This window comes from Microcoleus sp. A006_D1, assembly GCF_036702805.1.
In the GTDB taxonomy this organism is placed as follows: domain Bacteria; phylum Cyanobacteriota; class Cyanobacteriia; order Cyanobacteriales; family Microcoleaceae; genus Microcoleus.
The window spans coordinates 83579-97963 of record NZ_JAUBVZ010000023.1; the positions used below are offsets into that span (position 1 = coordinate 83579).

11 protein-coding genes are annotated in these 14385 nt (G+C 45.2%); 9 read left to right on the top strand and 2 right to left on the bottom strand.

The features are described from left to right. Window positions 1-140: 140 nt before the first annotated feature. Window positions 141-734 carry a transposase gene (locus tag QUB68_RS27695; protein WP_332998114.1) on the bottom strand — a complete coding sequence of 198 codons (594 nt, stop codon included), beginning with the start codon at window positions 732-734 and terminating at the stop codon, window positions 141-143. A 219-nt stretch (window positions 735-953) separates the two neighbouring features. Between QUB68_RS27695 and QUB68_RS27700 the strand changes: the two genes are divergently transcribed. The 7 genes from QUB68_RS27700 to QUB68_RS27730 all read left to right on the top strand — a co-directional run bounded on the left by QUB68_RS27700 (window position 954) and on the right by QUB68_RS27730 (window position 8179). Further along, window positions 954-1439: a hypothetical protein gene (locus tag QUB68_RS27700; RefSeq protein WP_332998115.1), complete on the top strand. Its 486-nt coding sequence runs from the start codon at window positions 954-956 to the stop codon at window positions 1437-1439. Between the two features lie 168 nt (window positions 1440-1607). After that, complete coding sequence (locus QUB68_RS27705) at window positions 1608-3548, top strand: carbamoyltransferase family protein (RefSeq protein WP_332998116.1); 1941 nt, start codon at window positions 1608-1610, stop codon at window positions 3546-3548. A 144-nt stretch (window positions 3549-3692) separates the two neighbouring features. After that, window positions 3693-4100, top strand: a complete 408-nt coding sequence (locus QUB68_RS27710) for an SxtJ family membrane protein (protein ID WP_332998117.1) — start codon at window positions 3693-3695, stop codon at window positions 4098-4100. Next, a complete protein-coding gene (locus QUB68_RS27715; protein WP_332998118.1) occupies window positions 4101-4265 on the top strand; it encodes a DUF5989 family protein in 165 nt (54 codons plus the stop codon). It abuts the gene before it with no gap. 4 nt (window positions 4266-4269) lie between these two features. After that, window positions 4270-5502, top strand: coding sequence for an SGNH/GDSL hydrolase family protein (locus tag QUB68_RS27720; protein WP_332998119.1), 1233 nt, complete (start codon window positions 4270-4272; stop codon window positions 5500-5502). 13 nt (window positions 5503-5515) lie between these two features. Next, window positions 5516-6841, top strand: coding sequence for a hypothetical protein (locus tag QUB68_RS27725; RefSeq protein ID WP_332998120.1), 1326 nt, complete (start codon window positions 5516-5518; stop codon window positions 6839-6841). Between the two features lie 6 nt (window positions 6842-6847). Then, window positions 6848-8179, top strand: a complete 1332-nt coding sequence (locus QUB68_RS27730) for a hypothetical protein (protein ID WP_332998121.1) — start codon at window positions 6848-6850, stop codon at window positions 8177-8179. 114 nt (window positions 8180-8293) lie between these two features. Here QUB68_RS27730 and QUB68_RS27735 read toward each other — a convergent pair whose 3' ends face one another. Continuing rightward, window positions 8294-9625 (bottom strand): hemolysin family protein, encoded by a 1332-nt coding sequence (locus QUB68_RS27735; protein WP_332998122.1) that lies wholly within the window; start codon window positions 9623-9625, stop codon window positions 8294-8296. Between the two features lie 298 nt (window positions 9626-9923). Here QUB68_RS27735 and mfd point away from each other — a divergent pair, with 298 nt between their 5' ends. Together mfd and QUB68_RS27745 are read left to right on the top strand one after the other, a co-directional pair. Next, complete coding sequence (gene mfd, locus QUB68_RS27740) at window positions 9924-13484, top strand: transcription-repair coupling factor (RefSeq protein ID WP_332998123.1); 3561 nt, start codon at window positions 9924-9926, stop codon at window positions 13482-13484. 120 nt (window positions 13485-13604) lie between these two features. Then, window positions 13605-14270 (top strand): S-layer homology domain-containing protein, encoded by a 666-nt coding sequence (locus QUB68_RS27745; protein WP_332998124.1) that lies wholly within the window; start codon window positions 13605-13607, stop codon window positions 14268-14270. Window positions 14271-14385: the final 115 nt, after the last annotated feature.

The window sequence follows — 14385 nt, forward strand, 5'->3', positions numbered from 1 at the left end:
AAATCACAAACAATCTACAAACAAAACCCGCCCCCACCCAACGCAAAATCCACAAACTTGGTGCAATATATCAAGCGTGGAGGGCGGGTTTTGAATAAAATTACTGGTTGGGATGTGATGGATTGTGGCTAAACCCGCCCCTACTTTAAATCCAATTGCAATCCCAAATCTCTAATTTTTCCATCCCATTTACAGATATTATTAGGATGCAATTCATCCCGGTCTTCCCAATTCATAGGATTGTTTATAATGTATTCACGAATTCTCTGCAATGATTCTTGACTGCGAATAATATGTTCATAATAACCGCGCTGCCATACAGAAACACCAGTCAGTTTGCGATGTCTATTAATACTGCGGGCTGAAAATGTTTTGAAACCACGAATAATTTCTGGAAGCCCGTGACGCTGGGGGCGGAATTGATTTAGTCTAGCCGACAAATCATTATTCGCAATTACTTGGTGTTCGGTTAATAGAATAATGCCATGAACGTGATTAGGCATGATGACAAATTGATCTAATTCAACATGGCGATGATGTTTAATCAAATTATCCCAATATAACTCAATGATTTCACCATAACGACTTAACTGCATTTGGCCGCTGACAATATCGCCAAATAAATTTTGGCGCTGCCACGTACAAATAGTGACAAAATATGCTCCGTTTTGTGTATAATCGTATCCTTTGAGACGAATCGATCGACGATGATGTTTGTCTGGATCGTATTTCATAATCAGTGGAGAGGGCGGGTTTTGAATAAAATTATTGGTTGGGATGTTATGGATTGTGGCTAAACCCGCCCCTACCAATATTATTTTACTCAGAACCATAGGAATAGATCAACCCGCCCCGATCGAATATCCTCCGATTTACAAAAACCCGCCCTCACCCAACATACAATTTCTGTACTCTGTTAAGATCTCTCAATATCTTGACAAACAGCCTGATCCATGCAGACTCTCAAAAAATCAACCCGACCTTTCGATCCTCAAGATACATATCCCTGTCCCGTGTGCCGCACCGGTGAAATTGCTACCATGCCGATGATGGAGGCCCTGGCTTGCAACTTCTGCCAGCATATTTTTACCGCCAGCGAAGAAAGACAATCGCTGAAAATGGCCGATCGCCAACCGCCCGTAACATGGCACTGGAACGGCAAACAATGGATAGGAGCCCACCTCGAAGGCGTAGAATTCGGATGGCCCTACTTTGCAGCGGCGATCGGTCTCATCTTCCTTCCCACCACCTTGCTCGGACTTTCAGCTTACTACTTTCCCCCGATTCCCGGCAGCCGCTTGTCGTGGCTGCCCGCAGCTTGGACGGGTTTAGCTTTTTTGTCCCATTTAGGCATTGTGCTGTGGTTGGTAGCTGAATTTTATCAATTCCCCGTGGGCACTTACTTCAGGGCTTGGGGGCGCAGGATTCGCCGCCGCTAGCTGGATGCTCTGTGACGGGCGATCGACCAAGGGCCGCGCACCAGCATCAATTCAGCTAAAATTAGAGGCGATCGCAAAACTCAATTCCCAATCAGCACCACTAAAGTTATAATCGTGAGCTATTCTAAATAGTCAGATACGAGCGCATAGCGATTTGTGAGGAGAGCGATGAACATACTTGGAATCTCGGCGTATTACCACGACAGCGCCGCAGCCTTAATTCGCGACGGAGAAATTATCGCCGCAGCGCAGGAAGAAAGATTTTCCCGCAAAAAGCACGACGCCAGATTTCCTAAGAATGCGATCGCCTATTGCCTAAAAGAAGCGAACATAGAACTACGGGAACTCGATCGCATAGTCTTTTACGACAAACCTTTAGTCAAATTCGAGCGCCTTCTCGAAACCTATTTAGCCTACGCACCCAAAGGTTTTCGCTCTTTCCTAACCGCCATGCCCATCTGGCTAAAAGAAAAGCTTTACCTCAAAACCATGCTCAGAAGAGAGCTCGCAGAAATGGCAAACTGCAAAACCAATAAACTGCCATCTCTGCTATTTACCGAACACCACCAATCCCACGCAGCCTCAGCATTTTTCCCCAGCCCGTTTCAAAAAGCCGCCGTTTTGTGCCTCGACGGCGTGGGCGAGTGGGCAACAACCTCCGTTTGGTTGGGAGACGGTAACGAGCTTACACCTCAGTGGGAAATCGATTTTCCCCACTCATTGGGTTTGCTTTATTCAGCTTTCACCTATTACACAGGCTTCAAAGTCAACTCTGGTGAATACAAACTCATGGGTTTAGCGCCCTACGGCGAACCCAAGTATGTAGACAAAATTCTCACCCATTTGATCGACCTCAAAGATGACGGAACTTTCCGTTTAAACATGGATTATTTCAACTACACTGTTGGCTTAACCATGACAAATCGGAAGTTTGACGAACTATTTGAAGGGCCGCCGCGTCAAGGTGAAGGAAAATTAACTCAGCGAGAAATGGACATTGCCGCCTCCATTCAAGTTGTTACGGAAGAAGTTGTTTTGCGACTTTGCAGAACAGTTAAAAAAGAATTGGATGTCGATTATCTTTGTCTCGCGGGCGGCGTTGCTCTTAACTGCGTTGCTAACGGCAGGCTTTTGCGGGAAGGTATTTTCAAAGATATTTGGATTCAGCCGGCGGCAGGAGATGCTGGCGGTGCTTTGGGCGCGGCTTTGGCTATTTGGTATCAGTATTGCGAACAAACTCGTACTATTGCCTCGGAGCTACCCGCAGTAAATGATATTAAGGAGGAGAGGGCTGAAGTCCATACTACGAGCCAAGCTGTGGCAACTGTGGCGAAGTCTGTGGCTCATTTAACTTGTCACGACAAAATGCGCGGTTCGTATTTGGGGCCACGGTTTACTGACACGGAAATTCTGGAATATTTGGATGCTGTCAAAGCCAGTTATCATCGATTAGATGATGCCGAATTAATGCCGCAGTTGGCGGAAATTTTGGCACAGGGAAATGTGGTGGGATGGTTCCAAGGGCGGATGGAATTTGGGCCGCGGGCTCTGGGCGGGCGATCGATCATTGGAGATCCTCGCAATGCTAAAATGCAGTCCGTGATGAACCTGAAAATTAAATATCGGGAATCATTTCGACCTTTTGCACCGTCAATCTTAGCCGAACGAGTTGCGGATTATTTCGAGATTGACCATTCTAGCCCTTATATGCTATTGGTTGCTCCAGTCAAAGCCAGCCTCCGCATTCCCATGACTGCGGAACAAGAGCAGTTGTTTGGCATTGAAAAGCTTAACATTCCGCGATCGGAAATTCCGTCTGTCACCCACGTCGATTACTCGGCTCGCATCCAAACAGTTCACAAAGAAACCAATCCTCGGTACTATGACTTAATCAGTCATTTTGAAAAGCGATCGGGATGTTCGATTTTGGTAAATACTTCGTTCAACGTCCGAGGCGAACCCATTGTTTGCACTCCCGAAGATGCTTACCGCTGTTTCATGCGAACCGAAATGGATTATCTGGTTTTAGAGAATTTCTTAATTCCCAAATCCGAACAAATTCCTTGGAAACAAGATGATGCTTGGAAAAATGAATTTGAACTCGATTAGTTATTGGTTATTGGTTATGAGTTATTTGTTAGTAGTTATTTGTTATGAGTTCTTGAAAAATGAACCACCAACCAATAACCAATAACCAATAACCAATAACCAATAACCAATAACCAATAACAACTAACAACTCACAACTGACTAATGAGCGACGAAATTAAAAAACTCGATAAAAAAGGTCTACGCGATTTCGGGCTGCTAGTTGGCAGCTTGATTGCGGTGCTGTTCGGTTTAGCAGTACCTTTACTGCGGAGACATTCTATACCTTGGTGGCCCTGGGCGATCGGCGCAGTCCTAGTTGTGCTAGCATTAGTTGCACCGAAATCGCTGAATCCCGTTTATCACGCATGGATGTGGTTTGGACTTACCCTCAACAAGATCGAAACGCCGATCGTCCTGGGGATAGTTTTTTACCTGATAGTTTGGCCGATGGGAGCAATCAAAAAGATTTTCGGCGAAGATGCAATGCGACGCAAACTTAATCCCAAAATGGATACTTATCGCGTCCCAAGTAAAGAAAGAACAAAAGTTAGTATGGAGCGTCCTTTCTAAGTGTTTGAATCAACAATAGATTTTCTCAAAGATTTGTGGGCGTTTATGAAGGAACGCCAAAAATATTGGCTGCTGCCATTAATTGTGACTTTAGTCTTTTTGGGAGCGTTGATTGTCATCAGTCAGGGTTCTGTGATTGCTCCGTTTATTTACACTTTGTTTTGACAGAATGAGCAAGTTGAAGAATTTGGGTGTCAATTTAGGTTTGACACTCGGTGGTTTATTGATGGGGGTGATAATTGGTGAAGTTGGATTGCGAGTTGCTAGAGTTGAGGGATTCCAAAAGATCGGAGATGTTGTAGACTCCGCACCCACTGGTTTCCATACTGCCGATCGCGATTTGGGTTGGAAGCTCAAACCCGGTGCATCGGGCGAGTGGAAGGGCGAAGGTGCGAGTTTTGTGCGGGTGAATAGTGACGGTTTGCGCGATCGCGAACACGCAAAAGCCAAACCTCCCAATACCTTGCGGGTGGCGGTTTTAGGCGATTCTTTCACCGAAGCAATTCACGTACCTGTCGAACAAACTTTCTGGTCTAAATTGGAACGAAAACTAGGCAATTGCAATACTATAAAGGGCAAAAAAAAAGTTGAGGTCATCAATTTCGGCGTCCAGGGTTACGGTACAGCTCAAGAATTGGTGATGCTGCGAAAAAAAGTGTGGGATTACAGTCCAGATATTGTAGTTCTTGCCTTTTTTGTTGGCAATGATGTAATTAATAATTCCCCTAAACTCGAATACGATCGCTACCGACCATTTTTTGTGTATGATACTAGCGGCAAGTTAGTACCGGATATGTCTTTTCGCAATCTGGCGCCGATCGACCGCAACGCAAGAGCAGTTTCATTTGTAGACCGGATGCCCAGTTGGCTCGTCAACAATTCCCGCATTTTGCAGGTGATCAAAAAAGTAGATTTAGACATGAAAAAGCGGCAGTTATCTGCGGATTTTACCGCTTTGAGTACCCAAAACCTCAATCCACCTCAGAATGCAGCTTGGAAAGAGGCGTGGAGAGTGACAGAGGGTTTGATTGTGACAATGCGGAATGAAGTCGTGCAGAAAAAGGCTGATTTCTTGGTTGTGACGATCGGCGATCCGATCCAAGTTGGACGGGATGTCAAAATCCGCAAAGATTTTATGACACAGAATAACATTCAGGATTTGTTTTATCCCAATAGGCGGCTGGAAAAATTGGGCGCGCGCGAGGGTTTTCGGGTACTGAATTTGGCCGAACAGTTCCAAGGTTACACGGAAAAATATCAAGTCTGCGCCCACGGTTTTGATAATTCTGTACCCTGTGGGGGTCACTGGAACGAACTCGGGCATCGGCTGGGGAGTATCATGATTAACCGAAATTTATGCGAAAATTTGCAGCAGTCTCAAGTCCCCAAAAAACAACCGTAATCAGTCAAATTTCATGAAAGATTCAACGCAGATCCAAAAAGGCAAAAATATATTAACTTTAATCGCTGTCAATTTGGCGATCGCCTTTATTTGCCTGGAAGCTTTATCGCTCGCTTTTTACTTTATCAACCAAAAGCAGTTTTTTTATGCCAGAACTAAAGGCAAAGAAAAAGTAGTAGAAGATATCGAACGCCTCGGAATTAGGCTAGATGAATCTATCGTAGAAAGACTGCACCCGTTTTTTGGCTACGTCCTCAAACAAGGTGCTTTTACAAATGAAAAATTAAAATTAAAAGTCAACAAGCACGGATTTTTTTCACTTTACGAATATCCCTTTGTTAAAACCAATAAAAAACAATTTATTATCGGAGTATTTGGCGGTTCAGTTGCCAACAACTTTGCAGTAGATGAATATATAAATCAAAGATTGTCTAAGAAATTGCAGAGTTATCCAGAGTTTGCCGATCGCGAAATTGTGCTTTTAAATTTCGGCAATGGCGGCTACAAACAGCCCCAACAATTACTAATTTTAAATTACTTTCTAGCTTTAGGTCAAGAGTTAGATTTAGTCATCAATATTGACGGTTTTAACGAAGTAGCCCTCTCAAATTTAAACAATAAAGCCCAGCTAGAAATAGGAATGCCCAGCGTTCAGCACATACAGGCGCTGACGAGTTTAGCGAACAACAACTTATCGCCGGAAGCGATGAGTTTAATCGTCCAAATCAACGACAACAAAAAACAGTTGAAAGCAGGTATTGACAAACTACAAAATTGTAAACTTGCGTTGTGTCACGCCGTTACCTCGCTACAGGTGAAACAATTAGTTAACAATTACCAGCAAGCAGTTGTCAAGTACGACGCCCAAGTCAAACAATCCAACTCAGACACGGCAAAGAGCGGTATAGTATACATTCCCAAAGCTGACTCTGTTTTCCAGGATGCTGCTGCTTTTGACAAAATGGCATCGCTGTGGTACGAATCGTCGATGGGTATGAATCAAGTTTTATCAAGTAGAAACATTAAGTATTTTCACTTTATCCAGCCCAACCAGTATTATCCAACGAAGCGAGCGTTTACCGCAAAAGAAAAGGAAATTGCGATTAACAAAGAGAGTCCTTACATTGAAGGGGTGACAAAAGGTTATCCGGTGCTGTTGTCTAAAATCGATGATTTGCAAAAAGCTCGGGTTAATGTTTTTAGCGCCGTGAATATTCTGGACAATACAAAGGATACGGTTTACAAAGATGCCTGCTGTCACTATAATGCAGCGGGACAGGATATATTCACTGAGTATATTTCCAGTTCCATTATTAAAGTAGTAAGGAAGTCAAAATAGATACTTATGAAAGATTTAAAATTGATTAACAAAAGCCAAGAAATCCTCAAAATTGCTTTGATTAACTTGGCGCTTGTACTTGTTTTCCTAGAACTCGGTTCCTTAGGATGGTATTTTGTCAAGCATAAGCAATTTTTCTATACTAGACAAAAGACGCAAAATAAGTCGGCTTTAGGAATTAATTTAGAAGGAGTGCGGCTCAATCAGTCTATTGTGGAAAGGTTTCATCCTTTCTTTGGGTTTATTCAAAAACCAGGGCCAGATTTTCGCCCTGGTTTTAAGATTAACAACTATGGATTTATCTCTCCTTACGATTACCCTTTTAAAAAGATTAAAAAAAATCAATTTGTGATCGGAATTTTTGGGGGTTCGGTGGCTTCCGATTATTCAATTTTTCAAATTCAAAATAAGATTTTACCTCAATACCTAAAACAGGTTCCCGGTTTACAGGATAAAGAGTTTGTAATTTTGTCTTTTGCTACCGGAGGCTACAAACAGCCGCAACAGTTATTAATTTTAAACTATTTTTTGGCTTTGGGTCAAGAACTGGATCTGGTAGTTAATATAGATGGCTTTAATGAAGTAGCACTTTCTAATTTAAACAATAAAAATCAAATTAATCTGGCGATGCCAAGTATTCAGCACATTTCGCCACTGACTAGCTTGGCTAATAATAGCCTTTCTACCAAAGCAATGCAAATAACTCTCAGAATCAAAGAGAATAAAACTAAGATTAAGGAAGGTTTGGAAAGTTTGCAACACTGCTCTTTAGCTGCGTGCGATGCTTTGACTTCTGTTTATGTGCAAAATTTAGTCAACAATTATCGCAAAGATGTGATTGCGTTTGAACAAGAACGCGGCCAGCAACAAGATGGCGAGGGAAGCGTGATTTATATTAATAAAAATAAGTCTGTTTTAGATGATGCTGCTGCTTTTGAACAAATGTCGTGGAATTGGGCGAAAAGTTCGATTTTTATGCACAAAGTGCTGTCTGCGAGCAAGGTTCCTTATTTTCACGTCCTCCAACCGAATCAATATTATCAGACGAAAAGGGTGTTTAGCGATGCTGAGAAGCGGATTGCTTTTAATGAGGAGACTCCTTATACTAAATCTGTTGAAATTGGATATCCGGCTCTGTTGAGTAAGTTTCCTAATTTACAAAAAAATAATATTAATATTTTGAATGGGGTGAAGGTGTTCGATAAGACTAAAGATGTTGTTTATGTAGATAGCTGCTGTCATTACAATCAAGCTGGGGAGGTGGTTTTTAGCAATTATGTGGGTAGTTCTATTCTGGAATCTTTGCGGAAGGATGAGGCTAGGAGTAAGAAGAAATAGATATCAATTCCGGCGCAGCCGGAATGATATAGAGGACACGGCAGTGCCGTTTCCCTACCGCGATCAATTGTAGGGACAAAGGCACTGCCGTGTCCTGATGTTTGAGTTTAAATTTTAGGTTTTCCGATTGCTTGCGGATCGATCGCCCGTTGAGTCGATCGGCATTACCAAGATTTTATCAACTCGGTTCCCGTCCATATCGACTACTTCGACGCGCAAACCGTTCCACTCAAAATGCTCTGCCGCTGCGGGAATTTTGCCCAAATGTGTAATCACAAAACCGCCCATTGTGTGGTAACTTCCTTTGTTTTCTGATGAAATTTCTTCAATTCCAAATATCTCAAGAAAATCTTCTACTGCTAGCATCCCGTCTAACAGCCAAGAACCATCCTCGCGCTGTACGGCTTGCGGATCTGCGGCATCTTCTATTGAGGGAAAGTCGCCAACGAGTTCGACTAAAATGTCGTTTACTGTTACCAATCCTTGAATTACGCCATATTCGTCTACCACCAAGGCAATTTGATTGCTAGATTGCTTGAAAAGCTCTAAAACTTTTAAACCTCTGGTGCTTTCGGGCACGAATAAAGGCCTGCGCAAAGAAGCACTTAAATCGAGGGGTTGACCTGTTAAAGTGCGAGACAACATATCGGTAACGTGTACTAAACCGACAACGTTATCGAGCCCGCCCTGACAAACTGGGAACCTAGAATGACCGCTACCGAGCATTTTTTGGCGGTTTTCTTCAACTGAATCGTCGAGATCGAGCCAAGTCAGATCGGGGCGCGGAGTCATTAAGGCGCTGACTCGCCGATCGCCCAAACGAAAGACTCTCTCTACCATGTCTTGTTCGGCTTCTTCAAAGGTTCCGGCCTCTGTGCCTTGCTCTATTAAAACTTTAATTTCTTCCTCTGTAACTTGCGGTTCTGTTGAAGGAACAATCCTCATCATCCGCAAGATTAAGTCAGTGGTATGACTTAACACAAAAACGGCAGGAGCACCAATTTTTGAGAGCATTCGCATGGGAATAGCGACACTAGAGGCGATCGGTTCGGGGTTGTTGAGGGCCAGCCGCTTCGGCACGAGTTCGCCAATAATTATCGTCAGATAAGTTATGGTTAAAATTGCGATGACTGAGGCGATCGGCTTAGAGTAGGGGGCTATTGCCGGAATTAGCAGCAAAACAGGCTCTACCCTTTTAGCAATGGTCGTTTCTCCGAAAGCGCCGGACAGGATAGCCAGTAGCGTAATCCCGATTTGAACTGTTGGCAAGAACTGATTCGGGGCATTAGCCAGATCCAAAGCTACACGGGCATTGATCGAACCCTGGTTTGCCATCTGTTGCAGTCTCACCTTCCGTACTGAGATGATGGCCATCTCTGACATCACAAACACGCCATTGAGGAAAACCAGCAGGAGAACAATCAGAATATCGGTACTTGGAGACATTTCTAAAATTATTCGGTAGTAACAGCGAAGCGCTCTTCCTGGTTAAAGGAGAAGCTTGCAAGCGGAGAATCTCGATCGCAAAATCGAAATTGTTGTCAGTCTGTCACTAGATTAACGGAACTAGCTCGCTGCGATCGCAGGTTCGAGACATTTAGAGAATGTCTCTAGCAGAAATCTACCCCAGTGGAGTGGAACTGCCAAGAGCCGATCGCTACAATCATAGATGTTTGTCGTACAATCGGACTTAGTAGGCAGCAGGGAAGAGCCTTCGCCCATCGGGGATAAAAATTAACAGCGCATGACTTTCTCTTCGATAATTCGCATCCTGGGGCGATCGCCCCTAGCAATAGAACTTCTCAACAAGCTCAAACGGCATCACTGCGTCCAACTGTCAGGTATCGCCCGTTTGCCGAAAGGATTAGTAGCTTCCGCCCTCGCCCAGCAAGAAGGGCGAAACCTCTTAGTCGTGACAGCAACTCTGGAAGAAGCCGGCCGCTGGGTAGCATCTTTAGAGGCGATGGGCTGGCAAACTGTACATTTTTATCCGACTTCGGAAGCTTCGCCCTACGAGCTATCTTACTCCGACGAGAACGAAATGACTTGGGGACAAATGCAGGTGCTGGCGGATTTGGTGGACAAGGAAGAAAAAAGCGCCACTGTGTCTAAGCCGATCGCCATTGTAGCTACAGAAAGAGCTCTCCAGCTTCACTTGCCACCTAGAAGTGCTTTTGAACCCTACTGTCTGACACTGGATCGAGGCGCAGTGCAAGACTCAAAGATACTCGATAGGCAACTTGCCTCGATGGGGTACGATCGGGTGACTCTGGTGGAAATGGAGGGCCAGTGGAGCCGCCGAGGCGATATTGTCGATGTGTTTCCCGTGGCGGCGGAGTTGCCGGTGCGACTGGAATGGTTCGGGGATGATTTGGAGCAAATTCGGGAGTTTGATCCGTCTTCGCAACGATCGCTCGATAAGGTCGATCGGCTAGTTTTAACTCCAACTAACTTTAACTCAATTATTAAAGCGGTTTTAGCCGAAAAAAATCTCGACGAAATCAACAGCATAGACCCTCTCGATACAGAAAAAGCAGCAGAAAGATTTGTCCGCAGGCTGTTGGGTTTGGCTTTCGATAAACCTGCGTCTTTGTTGGATTATTTACCCGAAAATACTTTAGTTGTAGTTGACGAACCGGATGGCTGCGAAGCTCACAGCAACCGCTGGTTCGAGAATGCACAGGAACAGTGGGAAAATTGCGACGGGCAATCGGAAGTTGCGGATGGGGAAACCGAAAAGTTACCAATTGCTAAGTTGAAAGTGCCGAAAATTCACCGCAGTTTTGCTGAATCTATGGCAGATGTCGCCACTTTCGATCGCCTGGAACTTTCAGAATTAGGAATCGATTCAATTACCCAAAAATTAGATAATTCGGCGGAGGGCGCGCAGTCACCGCCTGCGATTAATTTGGCTTCTCGTCCTGTGCCCGTGATGCCTCACCAATTTGCGAAGCTGTCTCAAATGCTCAGGGAAGAGCGCGATCGAGGTTTTACGGTGTTTCTGGTTTCGGCTCAACCGAGTCGATCGGTCTCTCTGTTGTCGGAACATGACTGTCCGGCTCAGTTTGTGGTGAATCCGCGCGACTTTTTGGCGATCGACAAGTTGCAATTACAGCATATCCCTGTGGCATTGAAGTACAGCGGGCTGGCAGAATTGGAAGGTTTTATCCTGCCGACTTTTCGGATTGTCTTAATTACCGATCGGGAATTTTACGGCCAGCATTCTCTGGCGACTTTTAGCTACGTCCGCAAACGGCGTCGCGCGGCTTCCAAAAAAGTTGACCCGAACAAGCTGAGTCCGGGCGATTATGTGGTGCACCGCCAGCACGGAGTTGGCAAGTTTCTCAAGTTGGAACGCTTGACGATCGATCGAGAAACTCGCGAATATTTAGTGTTGCAATACGCTGACGGTACTCTCAGGGTGGCGGCCGACCAATTGGGCGCGTTGTCGAGATTTCGGACTGTTGCCGATCAGACTCCGGCTCTCAACAAGCTGACTGGCCAAACTTGGGAAAAAACTAAAACAAAGGTTCGCAAAGCTGTTAAAAAATTGGCAGTGGATTTGCTGAATCTTTACGCTAAAAGAGCCAAGCAAGTAGGTTATGCTTTTCCGCCTGATATGCCTTGGCAGCAAGAGTTAGAGGATTCTTTTCCTTACCAACCAACGCCGGATCAGTTGAAGGCAACTCAGGATGTGAAACGTGACATGGAGGGCGATCGACCAATGGATCGCCTGGTCTGCGGCGATGTCGGTTTTGGCAAGACAGAAGTTGCTCTGAGAGCTATTTTTAAGGCCATTACAGCGGGCAAGCAGGTGGCTTTGCTCGCGCCGACGACAATTTTGACCCAACAGCACTATCACACGCTCAAGGAGCGTTTTTCCCCTTATCCGATCGAAGTTGGTTTACTCAATCGCTTTCGCACTGAAACGGAGCGCCGAGAGATTCATAAGCGCTTGGCAACTGGCGAGTTAGACGTGATTGTCGGTACTCAATCTGTGTTGAGCAAAGCGATTAAATTTAAGGATTTGGGCTTGTTGGTGGTGGACGAAGAACAGCGGTTTGGGGTTAAGCAAAAGGAAGCGATTAAATCTCTGAAAACCGAAGTAGATGTTTTGACTCTCACCGCGACACCGATTCCCCGCACTTTGTATATGTCGCTGTCGGGGATTCGGGAGATGAGTTTGATCGCGACTCCGCCGCCGAGTCGCCGCCCGATTCAGACGCATTTATCCCCCTACAATTTGGAATCGGTGCGGACGGCAATTCGTCAAGAATTGGACAGGGGCGGTCAGGTTTTTTATGTGGTGCCCCGGATTGAGGGGATTGATGAGTTGGCGGATAAGTTGCAGGAGATGGTTCCGGGGGCGAGAATTGCGATCGCCCACGGGCAAATGGAGGCTGCGGAACTAGAATCGATCATGCTGACTTTCAGCGCGGCGGAGTTTGATATTTTGGTGTGCACTACGATTATTGAGTCGGGTTTGGATATTCCGCGAGTCAATACAATTTTGATTGAAGACGCCCAAAAGTTCGGTTTGGGCCAACTCTACCAGTTGCGGGGACGGGTGGGACGCGCGGGAATTCAAGCTCACGCTTGGCTGTTTTATCCGAAGCAGAACCAACTGTCGGATGCTGCAAGGCAGAGGCTGCGGGCGATTCAAGAGTTCGCACAGTTGGGTTCTGGCTATCAGTTGGCTGTCCGAGATATGGAAATTCGCGGTTCGGGTGATGTTTTGGGCACGGAACAGTCTGGTCAAATGGAGGCGATCGGTTTTGATTTGTATGCTGAAATGTTAGAGGAGGCGATTCGCGAAATTAAGGGTCAGGAAATTCCGAAGGTGGAGGATGCTCAAATTGACCTCAGTTTGACGGCGTTTATTCCTGCCGATTATATCGGGGATTTGGATCAAAAGATGAGCGCTTATCGGTCTGTGGCTTCTGCTAGTACCGCAGAAGAGTTGCAGCAGATTCGGGCCGATTGGTGCGATCGCTACGGGCCGATTCCTCTGCCAGCCCAGCAACTGATTCGTGTTGTGGAACTCAAACAAATCGCCAAGCAAATCGGTTTTTCTCGGATTAAACCGGAGAACAAGCAACACATTGTTTTGGAAACACCGATGGAGGAACCTGCTTGGAATTTGCTCAAGGCTAATTTGCCGGAACATTTACATTCTCGTTTTGTCTACAGCAAGGGGAAGGTTACTATTCGAGGTATGGCGGTTTTGAGTGCCGAAAAGCAGTTGGATAATTTGATTGATTGGTTGGGTAAAATGCAGGGTGCTTTGCCGGAAGTCCAGCTTTGATTTTGATATAAAATCCCGCTATTTCGCCTGCGGTCAAAATTACAGAATCATACCGATGGAACCGGAGAAAATATTGCTGCTGCTTTGATAATTTTTTGAGCAGCACAAAGGATTAAAATCGTGAAAAAGTTAGTCTGTGTTTTTTTTGCGATCGCGCTAGCACAAGGAGTGCCAACGGTGGTTCAATCTCAACAAATTATTGACCCGATCGACCGGGTTGTCAGTGCAGGATTGATGAAGAAAGATGCCAGTGGCAATTTTAATGCTGAGGGCATTGTCAGTCGTGCCGATTTGGCGGTGATTTTAGTCAAAACTTTTGGTTTGGAACGCCGCAAAACAGCGCAGAAACCGGATATGGAAATGCCGGACGTACCCAAGAGTTACTGGGCTTACAGTGCGATTCAAACTGTTTTGAAAACGGGAACGATGAGGGGATATCGCGACGGAATGTTTTTCCCAAATCAAAGGGTGACTCGCGCTGAAGCCTTGGCGATTTTTGCTCAAGCTTACGGCGTTTTTCAGTTTCCCGACGCCACTATTGCCGAGATTTTAGCTAAGTATCCAGATGCAGGCGAAATCCCTAGTTGGGCTAGAAAGTCTCTGGCTACTGCACTTTATGAAGGGTTTGTAAATGTTGATATTGCAACTAATAAGATTAATCCTTTGAAGCCGATGACTCGCGGGGATATCGCTTACGCTTTGAGCAAGTATTTGGAGCGGCAGGTAAGGCCCACTTCTTTGCCTGTCCCCGACGAGGAACCTCCTAATCGCGGCATGGGAAGGTGAATATGGTAAATTTTATTTGCATGAGAATGGGTAATATCAATTCCGGTTACACCGGAATGATATAGAGGAGACGGCAGTGCCGTGTCCCTACAATGTTATTTTGGGTAGGGACACG